This is a genomic window from Vibrio hyugaensis (assembly GCF_002906655.1).
GTDB classification, from domain to species: domain Bacteria; phylum Pseudomonadota; class Gammaproteobacteria; order Enterobacterales; family Vibrionaceae; genus Vibrio; species Vibrio hyugaensis.
On sequence record NZ_CP025794.1, the window covers coordinates 1,672,582 to 1,691,295 of the forward strand.

16 protein-coding genes are annotated in these 18,714 nt (G+C 45.2%); 3 read left to right on the forward strand and 13 right to left on the reverse strand.

Features of this window, described 5'->3' with window-relative positions:
* The first annotated feature begins 81 nt into the window (after window positions 1-81).
* The gene (locus C1S74_RS08335) at window positions 82-1,227 is read left to right on the forward strand and encodes a Na/Pi symporter (protein ID WP_027726695.1); all 1,146 of its coding nucleotides are present in this window, start codon (window positions 82-84) and stop codon (window positions 1,225-1,227) included.
* Window positions 1,228-1,696: 469 nt separating this feature from the next.
* On the opposite strand, the gene C1S74_RS08340 is transcribed toward C1S74_RS08335, so the two are convergent.
* Genes C1S74_RS08340 through rppH form a run of 5 tightly spaced genes read right to left on the reverse strand, consistent with a single transcriptional unit; the run spans window position 1,697 to window position 6,991 of the window.
* On the reverse strand, window positions 1,697-2,548 hold the full coding sequence (locus C1S74_RS08340) for a thymidylate synthase (protein ID WP_045400257.1): 852 nt from the start codon (window positions 2,546-2,548) through the stop codon (window positions 1,697-1,699).
* 9 nt (window positions 2,549-2,557) lie between these two features.
* Window positions 2,558-3,379: a prolipoprotein diacylglyceryl transferase gene (lgt, locus tag C1S74_RS08345; RefSeq protein ID WP_045400258.1), complete on the reverse strand. Its 822-nt coding sequence runs from the start codon at window positions 3,377-3,379 to the stop codon at window positions 2,558-2,560.
* A gap of 39 nt (window positions 3,380-3,418) precedes the next feature.
* Entirely contained in the window at window positions 3,419-4,210 is a 792-nt protein-coding gene (locus C1S74_RS08350; RefSeq protein ID WP_045400260.1) for a sulfite exporter TauE/SafE family protein, read from the reverse strand.
* Window positions 4,211-4,216: 6 nt separating this feature from the next.
* The gene (ptsP, locus tag C1S74_RS08355; protein WP_045400262.1) at window positions 4,217-6,463 is read right to left on the reverse strand and encodes a phosphoenolpyruvate--protein phosphotransferase; all 2,247 of its coding nucleotides are present in this window, start codon (window positions 6,461-6,463) and stop codon (window positions 4,217-4,219) included.
* Window positions 6,464-6,472: 9 nt separating this feature from the next.
* Window positions 6,473-6,991 (reverse strand): RNA pyrophosphohydrolase, encoded by a 519-nt coding sequence (gene rppH, locus C1S74_RS08360; RefSeq protein WP_005434895.1) that lies wholly within the window; start codon window positions 6,989-6,991, stop codon window positions 6,473-6,475.
* Between the two features lie 616 nt (window positions 6,992-7,607).
* Between rppH and mutH the strand changes: the two genes are divergently transcribed.
* A complete protein-coding gene (mutH, locus tag C1S74_RS08370) occupies window positions 7,608-8,288 on the forward strand; it encodes a DNA mismatch repair endonuclease MutH (RefSeq protein ID WP_038876241.1) in 681 nt (226 codons plus the stop codon).
* Here the strand turns inward: mutH and C1S74_RS08375 are convergent, their stop codons facing one another.
* The gene (locus tag C1S74_RS08375) at window positions 8,289-8,600 is read right to left on the reverse strand and encodes a DUF6482 family protein (protein WP_038866376.1); all 312 of its coding nucleotides are present in this window, start codon (window positions 8,598-8,600) and stop codon (window positions 8,289-8,291) included. It abuts the gene before it with no gap.
* A 154-nt stretch (window positions 8,601-8,754) separates the two neighbouring features.
* Between C1S74_RS08375 and C1S74_RS08380 the strand changes: the two genes are divergently transcribed.
* Window positions 8,755-9,789 carry an NADP(H)-dependent aldo-keto reductase gene (locus tag C1S74_RS08380; protein ID WP_045400266.1) on the forward strand — a complete coding sequence of 345 codons (1,035 nt, stop codon included), beginning with the start codon at window positions 8,755-8,757 and terminating at the stop codon, window positions 9,787-9,789.
* Window positions 9,790-9,913: 124 nt separating this feature from the next.
* Here C1S74_RS08380 and C1S74_RS08385 read toward each other — a convergent pair whose 3' ends face one another.
* The 7 genes from C1S74_RS08385 to xerD all read right to left on the reverse strand — a co-directional run bounded on the left by C1S74_RS08385 (window position 9,914) and on the right by xerD (window position 18,644).
* The gene (locus C1S74_RS08385) at window positions 9,914-10,165 is read right to left on the reverse strand and encodes a hypothetical protein (protein WP_038866374.1); all 252 of its coding nucleotides are present in this window, start codon (window positions 10,163-10,165) and stop codon (window positions 9,914-9,916) included.
* 505 nt (window positions 10,166-10,670) lie between these two features.
* On the reverse strand, window positions 10,671-12,005 hold the full coding sequence (gene vpsR, locus C1S74_RS08390) for a cyclic-di-GMP-binding transcriptional regulator VpsR (RefSeq protein WP_045400268.1): 1,335 nt from the start codon (window positions 12,003-12,005) through the stop codon (window positions 10,671-10,673).
* A gap of 245 nt (window positions 12,006-12,250) precedes the next feature.
* Window positions 12,251-13,783, reverse strand: a complete 1,533-nt coding sequence (gene lysS, locus C1S74_RS08395; RefSeq protein ID WP_045400271.1) for a lysine--tRNA ligase — start codon at window positions 13,781-13,783, stop codon at window positions 12,251-12,253.
* 35 nt (window positions 13,784-13,818) lie between these two features.
* Window positions 13,819-14,917, reverse strand: a protein-coding gene (gene prfB, locus C1S74_RS08400) for a peptide chain release factor 2 (protein WP_096030938.1) whose coding sequence is annotated in 2 segments (ribosomal slippage) — window positions 13,819-14,841 and window positions 14,843-14,917 — 1,098 coding nt in all. Because the reading frame shifts where the segments join, the coding sequence is not laid out codon by codon here.
* A gap of 173 nt (window positions 14,918-15,090) precedes the next feature.
* Window positions 15,091-16,830, reverse strand: a complete 1,740-nt coding sequence (gene recJ, locus C1S74_RS08405; RefSeq protein ID WP_045400274.1) for a single-stranded-DNA-specific exonuclease RecJ — start codon at window positions 16,828-16,830, stop codon at window positions 15,091-15,093.
* A gap of 46 nt (window positions 16,831-16,876) precedes the next feature.
* On the reverse strand, window positions 16,877-17,665 hold the full coding sequence (gene dsbC / locus C1S74_RS08410; protein WP_009707701.1) for a bifunctional protein-disulfide isomerase/oxidoreductase DsbC: 789 nt from the start codon (window positions 17,663-17,665) through the stop codon (window positions 16,877-16,879).
* 61 nt (window positions 17,666-17,726) lie between these two features.
* A complete protein-coding gene (xerD, locus tag C1S74_RS08415; RefSeq protein WP_038876233.1) occupies window positions 17,727-18,644 on the reverse strand; it encodes a site-specific tyrosine recombinase XerD in 918 nt (305 codons plus the stop codon).
* Window positions 18,645-18,714 lie beyond the last annotated feature (70 nt).

Here is an 18,714-nt window from a genome sequence, read left to right on the forward strand (position 1 = left end):
AAATATTTAATCTCTAACATCGCCCTCAGTTTCAACAACAGACCAAATAAACGAACTGAAAGGTCCACGGAGAAAATTATGATGAACCAAGCTACTTCAACAGCAGCACCAATCTCGAGCACGACTCGCTGGTTACGCTGGGCTAACTTGGCATTCATGTTATATCTGCTTCTTCTAGCAGTATCTATGGTTGGTAGCGGCTTCAAATGGGCGACTGGCGATCAAGCTAAAGTACTCTTTGAATTTGCGTCTCACCCAGTCGCAGGTCTAATGATCGGTTTGGTGGCTACGGCCCTAATCCAATCTTCAAGTACCGTAACTTCTATTATTGTAGGTTTGGTTGCAGGTGGTTTACCTGTAGAAACCGCTATTCCTATGGTAATGGGTGCTAACATCGGTACTACCGTAACGAATACTCTTGTTTCACTTGGCCACGTACGTTGTAAAGAAGAATTTAAACGTGCATTCGCAAGTGCAACAATCCACGATTTCTTTAACTTACTTGCAGTACTGATCTTCCTACCATTGGAAATGATGTTCGGCATTCTAGAAAAGATTTCACACTGGTTAGTTTCGCCTCTACTAAAAACTGGCGATATGAGCATGGGTGGTTTTGACTTCATCAAACCAATCACTAAACCTGTAGTAAGCGCGATTAAAGAGCCTCTATCTACATTTGGTGACACCATGGGTGGTGTAGCACTAATCGCTCTAGGTATCGGTACTATCTTCGTCGCTATCACTGTTATGGGTAAGCTAATGAAGAGCCTGATGGTTGGTCGTGCTCGTGACATCCTTAAGAACGCAATCGGTCGTGGTCCTATCCACGGTATCGTATCGGGCTCTGTAGTAACGGTTCTTGTTCAGTCTTCTTCTACGACAACAAGTCTAATGGTTCCACTAGTAGGCTCAGGTGTTCTAAAAGTACGTGATATCTACCCGTTCACTCTAGGTGCTAACATCGGTACATGTATCACGGCTCTACTAGCAGCAACTGCAGTATCTGGTGAGTTCGCAGTGTTCGCACTACAGATTGCACTAGTACACTTAACGTTCAACATTCTGGCGACACTGTTCATCTTCGGTATCCCGTTCCTACGTGAGATTCCAGTGAAATGTGCAGAAGTGATTTCAGAAATGGCAATTAAGAACAAGGCAGTTGTAGCAGGTTACCTGTTAGCAGTATTCATCGTGCTACCGGGCTCTATCCTTGCTCTGACAGCATAATAATAAGATTACCATCGCTTATTTTAGGCTCCACTTCGGTGGGGCATTTTTTCGTTTTAGAGAAGTAAAAACGGGCTCGCCCTAGGAACGCTAAGCTTCGAGAGGGACAAGGGACAAGGGACAAGGCTCGATGATATCCACCTAAGACATCAAGTCCTGCCAAAATTCTTTAAGTTCAACTTCCTTTCACTAAGCTTCCAAGCCCCCACTCTCGATACCTACAGCGGAGCGCTCTCATTTCTTAATCACGCAGTAAACTGTGGTAAAAGAGATTCCCGACGACCGTTTGATTTCAGAGTGAGTGAACATCATCTTCAAGAGCGAGGCTCGAGTGGGTTGAGGATCTTTTATTCCCTCTCACATCTCGAAGCGCAGCGTTCTGTAGGGCGAAGCCCGTCCCCTCCAGTCCCCACCCTTCGGACATAAAAAAGCCGCCCATAAAGGCGGCTTAGAAAACTCAATATACTCGTTAAACTGAGAACGGGTACTGAATTGGATCGTGGTGCTCGTAACCTTCTACCCAGAAGTCATCTAGGGTTACCCATGTTTCTAAATCTTCTAGAGATTTGATTTCTGGATTGATGTGGAAGGTTGCTGCTTTCAGAGGTTCACGCTTCAACTGGATGTCACGCATTGGCGCAAGCTGATCTTCGTAGATGTGTGCATTAACAATCTTATGATAAGCCTGACCAGGTTTCTTACCTGTAATTTGCGCCATGATTGCCAAGAACACATACACTTGAACCATATTGAAGTTCAGACCTAGCGGAACGTCACAAGAGCGCTGCGTGCTGTTTAGGTACAGCGTGTCACCTAACAGTGAGAAGTGGTGGCTGTACATACATGGGCGCAAACACCCCATATGGAACTCACCAGGGTTGTAGAAGTTTAGGATTTCACCACGGTCATCAACACCGCGCGTTAAATCATCCACAATCTTACGCAGCTGGTCGATATGACCGCCATCTGGCTTCGCCCATGAACGACCTTGAACGCCGTATACACGTCCCATGTCGTCTTCACCCTTGCGGAATGGGTTGTTCAGCCATGCTTCATTTAGGTTTGCGTTCGCATCCCATGTTTTCGTACCTAACTTACGGAAGTCTTCAGCGTTGTCGTAGCCACGGATATAACCAAGTAGCTCAGCAACTGCCGCTTTCCAAAAGCTCTTACGTGTCGTTACTAATGGGAATTGGTTGTTGGCAACATCGTAGTTCAAGTCTGCGTTGATCACTGTTAGGCAGCGTTTGCCTGTGCGTTCGTTTTCAACCCAAGTGCCTTGGTCAACGATACGCTGACACAAATCTAAATACTGTTTCACACCAATTCCTTACTTCGTTTCTGCTTGGACTTTGTCTTGGTAAAGACCACGTTTGTACGCCCAAACCATCATAAGCACACCTAGAATGATCATTGGTGAAGATAGGATTTGCCCCATCGAAATATAGCCACCAAATAAACCAAGCTGTGCATCCGGTTCACGGACAAACTCAACTAGGAAACGGAATGTACCATATCCAGCTAAAAATAGCCCTGATACAGCACCCAAAGGACGAGGCTTTTTAATAAACCAGTTCAAGATTAAGAACAGTACGATCCCCTCTAGGAACATCTCATAAAGCTGAGATGGGTGACGTGGAAGCGGTCCACCATTCGGGAAGATAATCGCCCATGGTACGTCTGTCACACGGCCCCAAAGCTCACTGTTCATAAAGTTACCCATACGGCCCATACCAAGACCAAATGGTACAAGCGGAGCCACAAAGTCTGCCACGCCAAAGAAAGTTCGACCATTCTTGTGCGCGTACCAGAACATGGCAGTAATCACACCCATTAAACCACCGTGGAACGACATGCCGCCGGTCCAAACTTTAAATAGGTACAAAGGGTCCGCTAAGAATAAATCGAAGTTGTAGAAAATCACGTAGCCAACACGACCACCAATCACAACCCCAAGGAACCCCGCAAACAACAAGTCAGAAACTTGCTCACGTGTCCAACCACTGCTCGGCTTATCTGCGCGGCGGTTTGCCAGCCAAAGTGCGAACATGAAGCCGACAAGGTACATCAAACCGTACCAACGAACAGAAACAGGACCAATAGAGACTAAAACCGGATCAATATTGGGAAATTCAAAGTATCCCTGAGACATAACTCATTCTCTTCTTATTACTAATAAAACAGGTGGACTTTACAGCAGCATGGTCGCTGCAACAAACATCAAGAATACGGCAAATATTTTCTTCAATACCGCAGTTGGAAGGGTAGAAGCCAGTTTTGCGCCAACTTTCGTCGTGAGCATCGACGTCATGGCTATTGCTAACAAAGCTGGCAGGTAAACATAACCCACACTGTAGTCAGGTAATCCTTCTACTTTGTAGCCATGTAAGATGAATCCAATCATGCCTGAGATGGCGATCACGCAGCCGCACACCGAAGAGGAGCCAACCGCTTTACGCATTTCAATACCATGTTTGTTCAAGAAAGGGACCGACAGTGAACCACCGCCAATACCCGCAAGACTTGATACCACACCAATTCCCGTTCCGTACATCATAGTGATCGGACTACTCGGCATGGGCTTCTCGCTTTTCGTTTTAATTGAACGAAACATCTGTACCGCTAGACACAACACAATCACACCAAAGACTTTCGGTAAATAGTGTGTAGGGATCCATTCGGCGATATTGGCGCCAACAAAGCCACCGATAACCACACCAGGCATCAGCCATTTCACGACGAACATATCGACGTTACCCAGCTTAAGGTGATTCATCGCCGACGAACCGGAGGTTACGATGATACTCGCCAAGGAAGTAGCAAGTGCCATGTGCATACTCATTTCAGGAGAAATGCCAGCTAAAGGAAGAAGGTACAGTAACGCAGGTACAACTATCAGCCCGCCTCCGATGCCTAAGAGTCCTGCCATCACGCCAACGAAAGCGCCTAGCGCGAGCAATAATATAAATAAAGAGATGGTCACAATTACCTACTTCTTACCTGCACGAATAAAGCCGGCAAAACCTTGTTGAATAAAGAAATCATGCATCATTTGATGGATTTCTTGCCCATAAGAGCATGACATGGCTTTTTCGACGAGTTTTTCTAATTCTTTTTGCTGGCTATGGCGAATCAAATACTTCACCTTAGCCACGTTTGAGGTGTTCATACTTAAACTGTTGTAACCTAAGCCCAACAATAAGAGCGCACCAAATGGGTCACCTGCGAGCTCACCACAAATACACACTGGTACTTGATACTGGTGGCAAACATCATGAATTTGTTTTAACGCCAACAACACCGCAGGGTGCATGGATTCATAGACATCAGCAACACGAGAATTGTTCCGATCGACCGCCAACAAATATTGAGTTAAATCGTTAGTACCAACAGAAACGAAGTCAACACGATGGGCTATCGCAGGCAATAAGTACACCATTGATGGCACTTCAATCATTACCCCAACCTTCGGCGCTTGAATACGGTCATCAAGTAACACGACTTCGCTGTAAGCTTGGTTAATCAGCGTAATAGCATCATCCAGCTCTTTAATACCAGAAACCATCGGCAGTAAGATGCTTAGATTACCACTTTCCGCACTCGCCCTAAGCATCGCACGCAACTGGATCAAAAAGATATCAGGGTGATCCAACGTAAAACGAATACCTCGCCAACCCAAAAACGGATTATCTTCTTCAATCGGAAGATACGGTAACGGTTTATCACCACCGATATCCAGCGTACGCATTACGACTCGTTGATTTGGATAGCTATTGAGGATTGCTTGATACTGATGATACTGCTCATCTTCCGATGGAAAGTGATGCTTAAGTAAAAAAGCGATTTCAGTACGGTACAAACCCACGCCATCCACACCAGAGTTGATGGCAATATTGCTATCCGCACTCAAGCCCGCGTTGAGCATGACTTCAATCGGATGGTCATCTTGTGTGATCGCAGGTAGTGCAAGATCTTTGTTCACCATCGCGAACAATTCAGATTCTTCACTCACTAAGCTGCGATATTCACGCAGCAATTGACGGTTCGGTTCTAAATAGATCTCGCCAGTGTAGCCATCGACAATGCCCTTCTTGCCGTTTACCGCGCGAGTATTAATGTTTGCGCCCATAATGGCAGGAACACCCAGCGCACGAGATAGAATCGCAGCATGAGAGTTCGCCGCACCTTCCAGCGAAACAACGGCAAGTAAGTGCTGTTTTGGTATTGAAGCAAGTAGCGTCGCCGTGAGTTCATTGGCAACTAAAATCACTGGGCGATCAATCGAGGCATGCTCTTGCTCACTATTATGTAAAAAGTAAAGCAAGCGTTGCCCAAGCTCGCGAATGTCTTGAGCACGTTCACGTAGATAAACGTCTGACATACGCGCGAAGCGGTTTGAGTAGGTTTCGACGACTTGTCGCAATGCCCAATCCGCTCGGTCGCCTTTTTCGATCTGCTTCTTAAGATCACCACGCAACATTGGATCGTTGAGTAAGTGGGTAAAGAGGTCAAAAATAGCTAACGCGTCTTTATTGATTTCGCTGTCAAACTTCTTACGCATACGGCGAAAGTCATTCAACGCTCTTTCCACAGCAACCGCCAAAAGTTCATGTTCCCTTTCTTTATCTAAGGCAGAGGCAGGGAAAACATCACTTAAATTAGGTTGAGTATTATCAAACCAGAACTCGCCGATAGCGACACCAGTCGAAGCTGGAAGCCCCTTGATAACAGTAGGCTTGGAGGCGAGTTGCCAGTGACCTAAGTTTTGCGCATGCGCAATCAACACAGCAAGCTGCGCAGATAAGGTCACAAGGAAAGACTCTTCCATCTCACTAAACAAGCGTGGGGTTTTCTGCTGGATAACCAGAACACCGAGCACTTGTTTACGATGAATGATCGGCGTACCTAGAAAGGAGTGGTAAACCTGCTCACCGAGTTGAGGGAAGAATTTAAAATCAGGATGGGTTGAAGCCTCAGCTAAGTTTAGTGGTTCCGCACTGCGTTTGACTAAACCGACCAAGCCTTCGTTGAAGTTGATATGAATACTATCGCCTTCAAAAATAAGGCCTTGAGTTGCCATTAACTCAAGGCGCTGCATTTCATCATTAGCTAGATAAATAGTACAACACTCAGTGCATAGGGCTGCGCAAGTCTCTTTAACCAATATATCCAGTGCCAGATGCACATCATCGACTCTGGAGACTTTCTCAACTATTTCCCTTAGCTGACTGAGCATGTTGATCCTCTATCTACGTTGCTTTTTTCTTTTCCCTTTCGTCTTACGCTCTCGAAAAGGCATGGCTAAAGATGCAAACTCTTTCATCGCACGACGATAAACGTCTCGCTTGAAAGAAACAACTTGCCTAACTGGATACCAGTAGCTTACCCAGCGCCAACCATCAAATTCAGGGGATTTCCCACGCTGCATATTGATGCGGGATTCATCGCATTCTAATCGCAGCAGAAACCATTTCTGTTTTTGGCCGATACAAACAGGCTTGGAGTCCCAACGCACCAATCGCTTTGGTAGCTTATATCTTAACCAATGACGACTTGTTGCGATGATCTTAACGTCTTTTTTCGTCAGACCGACTTCTTCATATAACTCCCTGAACATGGCTTGTTCAGGTGTTTCACCTTCGTCAATCCCACCTTGTGGAAATTGCCATGAGTGTTGCCCGTATCGTTTAGCCCAGAAGACCTGACCATGGTTATTACAGATCACAATACCAACATTAAGTCGGTAACCATCGCCATCTATCACCGGCTAACCTCTATGAATAATTTTTTATTACCGTGATTTTTCCACATATCCCCATTACTAGCAAACTTACTGATGTGATATGAGCAAGATTTATTACCTTTTGGCCTTTTTTGGATATCTTTTAGACAGACATTATTTTATCAACACAAGATTGAGACATAGCCCACATTTATTCACCTTTTCTGTGAATAACTTTGTGAAGAAATCATTATCAATAAAGATTTTTGTTCAAAACCATTACAAGCAATATTTTCCAACCACAAACAAAACAAACATAAGATATTGATTATAAAAACATAAACCCAAAAATGGCGATTTAACGATCTTTATTTTCCTGATGATCTTTTCACCAAATACAGATCGGTCAAAGATCGCTCAATCGGTTATTTATCCACATTGAACAGGTAGGACTTCATGACATCTCAATAAAATCAAGTCTCAATCCATCTTTAAACCCCTGTTTATTCATCCAGCCTACATGGAGATCCTATTGGTGGCTTTCTAATCTGTGGATAAGTTATGAATTGATCATTCTTAATCCAGCTCGGTGAAATCTTGGACAGTCGATTTTGATGAAATTTGGTAGACTAACGTTTTCCCTCATCACATTGCCGTTATGAAACCAGAACCACAATCCGAAGCTGAACTGATGGAGCGCGCACATGATATTGCGGGCTTAAGCTTTACAGAGCTTGCCGAAGAGGCAGGAATGGCTGTTCCTGAAAACTTAAAACGCGATAAAGGCTGGGTTGGGCAATTACTGGAATGGCATTTAGGTGCGCCAGCAGGAAGCAAACCGCAACAAGACTTTGCCAAGCTTGGGATCGAACTAAAAAGCATTCCGATCAGTTATTCAGGTCGACCACTAGAGACAACGTTTGTCTCTGTCGCTCCATTGACTGGGGTTCAGGGACTCACGTGGGAAACCAGTCACGTTCGCAACAAACTGTCACGAGTACTGTGGGTACCTGTAGAGGGCGAGCGCGAGATTCCTTTGGCAGAGCGAAGAGTTGGTAGCCCATTGATATGGTCACCCGATCAAGAAGAAGAGTTAATTCTAAAAAATGATTGGGAAGAACTGATGGAATTGATCGTGTTGGGTAAGTTTGATCAAATTTCCGCCAGACATGGAGAAGCGCTTCACTTGCGACCTAAAGCAGCAAACGCAAAAGCACTAACTGAAGCTTACAGCTCAAATGGTAAACCGATAAAAACCCTGCCCCGTGGTTTCTACCTTAGGACACAATTCACCGAACAGATATTATTGAAGCACTACATCAACGCCCAATCAGAATGATCAGTGCGTCACGAGTGACAACTCAATATCACAGTACGAGGCTGTACCTTCACTGCCAAACTCATCGTAAGCATTGTGCAGCCTCAAATAAGCTTTATCTATCCCCAACCTCAGCAGTTCTTCTTTCACCAGATCCAATGAGCCGAAATGAATCGGATCTTCACCGTCTTTGATCGGTTCAAGTTGGTGTTTGTACTCCACTGCTAATAGGTAATCAGAGACATCAGAACAACCAATCACAAAGACCTTAGGCGTTTTATAGGAGTCTTTGTGATAGCCATGCAACCACATGTCGAGTTGATGCTTCTGCATATTGCACCTCCTTTACAAGATCCTTTAAGTCTAGTTACCGTATTGATAACTTTCGAGTTAACTACATCGCGAAACTTAAATCATTTGCGACAGCAACTAAAAATCCCCTATATTGGAATGACTTATTCAGTCGGTAACTCTTCAAGGATGTGAAATGCAATATACAAAACTACCGCACTCATCACTCGAGATCAGTAAGATCTGCCTTGGCACTATGACGTTTGGTGAGCAAAATACCGAACAAGAAGCTTTTCAACAGCTCGACTTTGCCCTCGATCATGGGGTGAACTTCATCGATACTGCCGAGATGTATCCCGTACCACCGAAAGCAGAGACACAAGGACTCACCGAGCAGTACATTGGCAATTGGTTAGCGAAAAGTGGTAAACGTGAGAAAGTGGTTTTAGCAACTAAAGTAGCTGGTCCGCGCAACGTCCCATACATTCGTGAAAACATGAGCCTTAACCGTCGCCATATTCATACTGCGATTGATGACAGCCTTAAACGCCTACAAACCGATTATATTGATCTGTACCAGCTGCACTGGCCGCAACGTCAAACCAATTGCTTTGGTCAACTCAACTATCCTTACCCAGACAAACAAGAAGAAGTCACGCTGATTGAAACGTTGGAAGCGCTCACTGAACTAGTTAAGGCTGGGAAAGTGCGTTATATCGGCGTATCGAATGAAACGCCGTGGGGGGTGATGTCACTGCTGCGTTTGGCAGAAAAGCATGACTTACCAAGAATCGTTTCAATCCAAAATCCATATAACTTACTTAATCGCAGTTTCGAAGTTGGTTTGTCTGAAATCAGCCACTACGAAGGCGTTCAGCTACTGGCTTATTCACCACTAGCATTTGGTTGTTTGAGCGGTAAATACCTCAACGGAGCAAAACCAGAAGGTGCGCGTTGCACGGTTTGGGAACGCTTCGCTCGCTACTTCACACCACAAGGTGTTAAAGCGACAGAAGCATACGTCAACCTAGCGAGAGACCATGGATTAGATCCTGCGCAAATGGCGCTTGCCTTCGTCAATCAGCGCCCGTTTGTGGGTTCAAATATCATTGGCGCTACTAACCTAGAACAGCTCAAATCCAATATCGACAGTATCGATGTTCACCTAAGTGAAGCGTTGCTAAATGATATCCAAGCGATTGGTACGACTTACTCGAACCCATGCCCATAGTATTTCACTTCCCAATAGACTAAAAACAAAGAGGCTGACCACAATGGTCAGCCTCTTTGCATTGGCGAATTAAACCCAAGTTGAACCGAATAGATATAATTGAGAGCTCTACTTGGGTTATTGATTACGTTGGTATTCGCGCAGTTAAAACACGACGTAGATGACGAACTCGGCGTTCAACTTTGACAGCATCAGGCACACTGACATGGTTTGAACGACCTTCTTTATCTAAGCCAATATCTTTTAACAAGTGCTCATTTGTCCAAGGGATTTGATGAGCATTACGGCGGACCATACGTTGCCATTGCTTTTCTTCACGTTTGAGATCGGCTTTTAAAAGCACGGTGGCCAGTTTCAAATAGATAGAGTGACGCATAATTTTTCTCCAAATAGCGATAGATAATCGACAGGGAAAAATAGTGGGCTAATTAAACAGAAAGACTCTGTTGAGGCTAAGCCGCTACTTTTCCGCAGCCTAGTAATAAGAGGTAGGTTACGGATTAATTTAATCTAATGAGCCAGTAGTATCTTGTTTGATCGCTTCAAAGGTTGAGCGAGCATCAGACATACGATCAGCGCAAGCAGTGGTGTTAACAACGTAATGTTTCATCTTGCGCCTCCTAGCTAAAAATTAATCCGTGATTGATGTGGTATAACTCTTTGAGTTACGGCTAAATTGTAAGCAACAGAGGATATTTATCAAACAATTTTTATCCTTTCGATTAAAAACAAACCATTAGCCTAAAATAAGGTTGCATATGGTTTTTTGAATAACATATTCAACTAAGGAATATATAAAAACTCGAATTTTATAAATATCAGAATGTTACGTACAAAAAAGGAGCGCATCTGCACTCCCTTTCTATTAAGTTTGTTATCGATTAAACCGTTTGATCTGAAATCAAATTGTGCTTATTCAACAGTCTATACATGGTTGCACGTGATACACCAAGCTCTTTTGCTGCATTAGATACCTGACCAGAGTGCGACTCTAATACCACCAGCAACGCATCTCGTTCACTCTTCTCACGAATAGACTTCAAGCTACGTTTCGAGTCATTTCGTTGAGGAAGATCTAAATGATGCTCTTCAATCAATACGCTATCAGACATCAAAACCGCACGTTTCACTTGGTTCATCAACTCTCGTACGTTGCCTGGCCAGAAGTAACGAGTCAGCGATTTCAGAGCGTCTTCAGAGAAGCTCTTGGCTTGCGAGTTGTACTCTTTCGAAAACTCTTGAAGATAGAAACGTGCCAGCATGCCGATGTCGCTTGCTCTTTCTTTTAAGCTCGGTACGTTGATGCGCAGTACATTGATGTAATGGTAAAGCTCTTCGTTAAAGTCACCATCAATCAGCGCTTTTTCAACGTCTGAAGAGTTAGCAGCAAGAACACGAACATTAACGTTCTTCGCACCATCACGAGTTTCAATCGTGCCTTCTTGCAGGAAGCGTAGCAGGTTCATCTGCTGCTCTTTTGAAATGGTTAGGATGTCATTGAAAAGAACCGTACCGCCATCCGCTTGCTCTAGTAGGCTTGGTCCCATCTCTTCTTCTGCATCAATACCAAATACTTCTGCTTGGAAACGTTGCTCATTGAGCGCACGGCAGTTAATCGATAGGAACGGCTTGTGTGAACGTGACGACACTTTGTGAATTGCACGAGCGACAGCCTCTTTACCAGTACCACTTTCACCGTAAATAAGGATACTCACATCCGTTGGACCGATACGCTTTACTTGGTCACGCAGGCGTTTCATTGGGATAGATTCGCCAATCAGCCCCATATCTAGGCTGTTACCGAAGCTCGGCCATACTTTCTTCTCTAGTTTCAGCATACCCAATTGGTGACCAATGGTGCTGAGTAGCTGCGCATCTGGGATTGGCGCAGTAAAGAAGTCGATACAGAAGTTCACGATGAACTGACAGATGGTATCAGTTCCAAGTTGAGATTCACGAATAAACGCCAACCAACGAACGTGTTTATGAGAACTTACTAAGTTTGCCAAACCGTTAAGACTGAACTCATCATGGCTGAGGTCAACTATACCGATGCATGGTCCAATATCTTCTAACAATGTGTTGGCTTTACGTAAGTCACCGACTTGATGACACTTCCATCCCACTTGTTCTAGTACTGATAACCAAGGTTCATAAGTACCGCCAACTACGACTAGCGATCCCGGAATGGAATCCATCTTAAACTGCCCAGCCATTCTCTAACCCTTATTGCTTGTTGATAGAAATTTCGCGCCACAAACCCATCTTTGCGAACGGGTAACATTATCGAGACTACGCCTGACGAAGTCTGTCTCAATATTAAGACTATGCAACAGATTGAGATTTGGCGAATACTTATTTCCCTCACCTATCCATACTTAAATGCAAATAGTTGAATTTGTTCAAATTAAAGATACAAAAAAACCACCCGAAGGTGGTTTTTTATGGCTCAGCGAGGAGATTACGCTTGTGGGCGCATCGCTGGGAATAGGATCACGTCACGAATTGTGTGCGTGTTAGTCAATAGCATAACTAGACGGTCGATACCGATACCTTGACCTGCTGTTGGCGGTAGGCCGTGCTCTAGAGCAGTAATGTAGTCTGCATCGTAGAACATTGCTTCATCGTCACCAGATTCTTTCGCTTCAACCTGTGCTTTAAAGCGCGCATCTTGGTCTTCTGCATCGTTAAGCTCTGAGAAGCCGTTCGCAACTTCACGGCCGCCGATGAAGAATTCAAAGCGGTCTGTGAAGAATGGGTTGTCATCGCTGCGACGAGCCAATGGAGAGATATCTGCTGGGTAGCCAGTGATGAACGTAGGCTGCATTAGCTTAGGTTCTGCTGTTTCACCAAAGATCTCTTCAAGAAGCTGACCACATGTCCAGAAAGGTTCTACTTCAACGTGAACAGATTTCGCGATAGAAACCATTAGGTCACGGTTTTGAATGTCTTCTTCTGTTAGCGCTTGGATTTGCGCGTGGTCTGGGTTGTAGTGCTTGATTGCTTCGAACATGCTCATGCGAGTGTAAGTGCCACCGAACTCTACTGTATCTTCACCGTAAGGCATTGATGTTGAACCTAGAACTTCTAGTGCGATAGAGCTTAGTAGTTCTTCAGTTAGGTCCATCAGATCTTTGTAGTCCGCGTACGCCATGTAGAATTCCATCATTGTGAATTCAGGGTTGTGACGTGGAGAAAGACCTTCGTTACGGAAGTTACGGTTGATTTCAAATACGCGATCGAAACCACCAACGACTAGACGCTTCAGGTATAGCTCTGGCGCAATACGTAGGTACATTGGCATGTCTAGTGCGTTGTGGTGCGTGATGAATGGACGCGCACTCGCACCGCCAGGGATAACGTGCATCATTGGCGTTTCAACTTCCATGAACTGTTTAGAGATCATGAAGTTACGGATTGCAGACATTACTTTAGAACGTACTACGAACGCTTGACGAGAATCTTCGTTAACGATTAGGTCAACGTAACGTTGACGGTAACGCATCTCTTGGTCAGTTAGACCGTGGAACTTCTCTGGAAGTGGACGTAGTGCTTTGGTTAGCAACTCGTACTCTTCCATGTTCACGTATAGGTCGCCTTTACCAGACTTGTGAAGTGCACCTTTCACACCGATGATGTCACCGATATCTAGGCCTTGGTATTGGTCTTTCAGTACTTTTTGTACCGCTTTGTCAGCGTAAGCTTGGATACGGCCAGAAGTCTCTTGGATTACCAAGAATGGACCACGTTTAGCCATGATACGACCAGCGATTGCTACTACGTGGTTAAGCTCTTCTAGCTCTTCCTTCGTCTTTTCACCGAACTCTTTCTGAAGGTCGCCCGCTAGTGCGTCACGACGGAAGTCGTTTGGATGGCCGTTCGCTTTGCAGCTCTTTCGGATTGCATCCAGTTTAGCGCGGCGTTCAGCAATTAGCTTGTTCTCTTCTTGTGCAGAGGCTTCTTGTACAGTTTCGTTTTGAACAGCATCAGTCATTTTCGATGTATCCTGTTTTTTGTCGGTGAAAAGCTTTATAGACCTGATTTCAGGCTAGCTTCAATAAATTTGTCCAGATCGCCATCAAGAACCGCTTGTGTATTACGGTTTTCAACGCCCGTACGGAGGTCTTTAATGCGTGAGTCATCCAATACGTAAGAACGGATCTGGCTACCCCAGCCAATGTCAGACTTAGCGTCTTCATTAGCTTGTTTTTCCGCGTTTTGCTTTTGCAATTCAAGCTCAAATAGCTTCGCTCGAAGCTGTTTCATTGCCTGATCTTTGTTCTTATGTTGAGAACGGTCATTCTGACATTGCACAACGGTGTTCGTTGGAACGTGTGTAATACGTACCGCAGATTCAGTCGTGTTGACGTGCTGACCACCTGCACCTGACGCTCGGTAAACATCGATACGTAGGTCAGAAGGGTTAATGTCGATAGCAATGTTTTCATCAATCTCAGGGTAGATGAACGCAGAAGCAAATGACGTATGACGACGGCCGCCTGAATCGAATGGCGATTTACGTACTAGGCGGTGAACACCTGTTTCCGTACGTAGCCAACCGTAAGCGTACTCACCAGAAATCTTAACTGTCGCGCCTTTAAGGCCGGCAACTTCACCTTCAGATACTTCGATAACCTCTGCCTTGAAGCCTTTTGCTTCAGCCCAACGCAGGTACATACGTAGCATCATGTTGGTCCAGTCTTGTGCCTCGGTACCACCTGAGCCTGCTTGCAAGTCAATGTAGCAATCAGAGCTGTCGTGGTCGCCAGAGAACATACGACGGAATTCAAGCTGTTCTAGCTTCTGTTCCAACTCAGCAAGTTCTGGTTCGATTTCGTCAAACGTTTCTTGATCTTCTTCTTCAACCGCAAGCTCTAGAAGACCATCAACGTCTTCTACACCTTGTTCTAGTTGAACGATAGTTTCAACAACCGCTTCTAGAGATGCACGTTCTTTACCTAGTGCTTGCGCACGCTCTGGCTCGTTCCATACATCTGGTTGTTCAAGTTCTGCGTTGACTTCTTCTAGACGCTCTTTCTTTGCGTCATAGTCAAAGATACCCCCTCAGGACATTCGTGCGCTCAGACACGTCCTGAAGACGGTTTTTAATTGGATTGATTTCAAACATGTTTGCTCAACATTTTAGAATAGAATTTAACCGAGAAATTCTACTCAAAAATGTGACGGAGATACAGGAAAATTTCGGCTGGGAAATCAGATTGCAATTAGAGAGAGCACGGTCATAAAATTTTTGCCCCACTTAAAGGCGACCGTACTCTATATAAAGTGTAAAACCTGACTTTACTTGGCTTCGATGTAGTCAATCATCAATTGCAACGATTGATTACCACGAAACTCATTCACATCCAACTTATACGCGAGACGTACCGTTTTGACCGAGGCATCTGGCCAACGACGCAAATCAACGTTGAAGGCAATACCATCGATCATCACATTAGTTGGGTGACCTTTATGCAGTGGCTCTAACATTAGCTTAAGGTGTTTTTCTCCCACCAGCTTTTGATGTAATACTTTAAACTCGCCATCAAAGATAGGTTCCGGGAAAGCCTGACCAAATGGACCACCTGAGCGCAGTTGCTCCGCAATGTGCATAGAAAATTCTTCTGGCTTGAGCTCACCATCAGACATGATCACGCCTTTTAGCGCCGCTTCATCAAGTTCTTTTTTCACAACATCATCGAATAGACGACAAAAACGCTCAAAGTCTTGCTCTTTGATGGTTAAACCTGCCGCCATCGCGTGACCACCAAATTTGATGATCAAACCTGGGTTTTGCGTATCGATAAAGTCCAACGCATCACGCATGTGTAAGCCAGGAATCGAACGACAAGAACCTTTGATCGTCCCTTCTCCGCCATCAGCAAAAGCAATAACAGGACGGTGGAACTTCTCTTTAATACGTGAAGCCAGAATACCAATCACACCTTGGTGCCAATCACGTTGGAATAAAGCTAAACCGTAAGGCAGTTCACTGTTTTCACCAAACTGAAGACGCTCACAAAAAGCCATCGCTTCTTGCTTCATGCCTTCCTCAATCTCTTTGCGAGTTTGGTTCAAACCGTCCAACTCACTCGCCATGCGACGAGCAGCATGGATGTTGTTACACATCAGCAGTTCTACACCGAAAGACATGTCATCAAGGCGACCTGCGGCGTTAATGCGTGGACCTAAAGCAAAACCAAAGTCTGATGCGACTAAACGACGAGCATCACGCTTCGCGACTTCGATCAACGCTTGAATCCCCGGACGCGCTTTACCTGCACGGATGCGCTGCAAACCTTGGTGTACAAGAATGCGGTTGTTCTCATCGAGTGGAACAACGTCGGCGACCGTACCAAGTGCAACAAGGTCAATCAGTTCCATCAATTTAGGCTCTTGCATGCCTTGCTGCGCGAACCAATTTTGTTTGCGCATGTGCACACACAGCGCCATCATCAGATAGAAAGCAACGCCAACCCCCGCCAACGCTTTCGATGGGAAAGCACAACTGTCGAGGTTCGGGTTCACCATAGCATCCACATCCGGTAGCACTTGGCCCGGTAAGTGGTGGTCAGTCACCAGTACAGTAATGCCGTTTTCTTTGGCGTAGCGGACACCTTCAATCGACGAGACACCGTTGTCTACCGTCATGATCATCTCAGCACCAAGCTCTAACGCTTGGTCCACAACTTCCGGACTGAGGCCGTAGCCATCTTCAAAGCGGTTTGGCACTAGGTAATCGACATTATTACTGCCAAGCATACGCAATGCGAGAACAGACAGAGCCGAGCTGGTTGCGCCATCAGCGTCAAAGTCGCCTACGACAATAATGCGTTTTTTCTCATCGATCGCTTGGAATAAGAGCTCGACCGCTTTATCAATGCCGCCAAGTTGTTGGTAAGAGTGCAAGCCACGCGCAGAGGTCTCTAGCTGTGCTACATCCGTAATACCACGGTTGATGTAAATACGCTTAAGAATGGCAGGAATAGAATCGGGAAGAAGAGAAAGATCCGGTTCGGGACGTCGTTGAATTTCTATCATGTTTGAAAAGAGCCAGCGAATATCACTGGCTCTGCTCCTTAAAGGATTATTGTTGCTCTAAACGTTTTAGCAGATCTGCCGGTGGAAGGTAACCACCTACTAGCTCACCGTTTGGTAGGAAGATTGCTGGTGTACCAGAAATACCAAGCTCACGACCTAGGTTGTAATGCGCTTGGATTGTCTCTTTACACTGCTTAAGATCTTTCGCTGGATTATCAAACGTGCGATCTACTTTTGCGTTGTGCATTGCTGATTTCGGATCTTCTGCACACCAAATTGTCGCCATCTGTTCAGCAACTGGACCTGTTGCACCTTGACGAGGGTAAGCCATGTAGCGAACCGTAATGCCTAGGTCATTGTAACCTTGCATTTGGCTATGTAGGCGCACGCAGTAACCACAAGTGATGTCAGTGAATACCGTCACAACGTATTTCTCGTTGTCCGCTTTATATTCGATCACGCTGTCAGAGAACTTCGCGATTTTTGCTGCATTCAGAGGTGCTTGACGTTCAGCAATTACGTCTTTGTAACCGCCGTTATCATCGATGGCGTAAAGTGTACCGGCAATAAAGTGGTTACCATCGTTTGATGCGAACAGCACACCACCATTGGTTTGAATTTCTAAAAGACCAGCAACGTCTGATGGTTGGATATCAAGAATAGACACACCCAACTTAGAAAACTTCGCTTTTAGCGCTGCTTCATCAAAGTTCTGTTTTGCCGCTGGCGCGACTTGTTGTGCAGGAGTTTCCGTTTTTGCCTGACTTTCTTCAGCACCACAAGCGGCAACGAAAAACGGTAAAGTCAGCAGAGTTAGTCGGCGTAATACGCTCATTAAATTCACCTTAAAATAAAATCCTTTCATCCAATGAGATAATGGATGAACCAAACCATCATTATGCTCTTGGGTGGTGTTGACTGTGGATCTGTTTCAATCGCTCAGTCGCCACGTGAGTATAAATTTGCGTGGTCGATAAGTCACTATGCCCCAACAGCATCTGTACGACCCTGAGATCTGCGCCATAGTTCAATAAATGCGTTGCAAATGCATGACGTAAAACGTGTGGCGACAATTGGTCAGTATCAATACCCGCAATCACAGCATAGTACTTGATACGATGCCAGAAGGTTTGACGGGTCATTTGTCTGGCACGTTTACTTGGGAATACCACATCTGACGTAGTCTCTCCCAATAGAGCAGACCGACCTTGCTGGATAAAAGTTTCAATCCAATCGACGGCGTTCTCCCCCATAGGTACAAGACGTTCTTTACCACCTTTACCCGTCACGCGCACTACCCCTTGGCGCAAACTGACGTTTTCCATTGTCAGACTGACCAGCTCTGTCACACGCAACCCCGTCGCATAGAGCAGCTCTAGCATGGCTTTATCACGTAGTTCTACTGGGTCATTCGGATCTGGCGCTTCAAGCAAAGCATCCACTTGTTCTTCACTGATGTCTTTTGGTAGGCGTTGAGGCAGCTTTGGGCTTACCAGTAACGCACTTGGATCATCCGCGCGTACTTTTTCACGATGAATGTATTGAAATAAACGACGAATCGCCGACAACATACGCGCGCGGGACGTTTGTTTGTAATCCAAATCAACAAGGTAACTCTGGTACTCTTGCAAACCTGACAAGCTGATAAAATCGAGGCGGTAGCGATGTTGCTCCATCCACACGAGCAGCTTCATTAAGTCATTTCGGTAAGAAGCTAGTGTGTTCTCTGATAAACCACGCTCCATCCACATTGCATCTAAGAATTGTTCAACAAGACCAAAATCTTGTTGATTGACAGGCTGTTGTGCCGTCATGAACGCGTCCTTATCTGTTTATATTTACAGTATTGAGAGTAAGGCAACAGCCAAGCCAATACCATAAAAA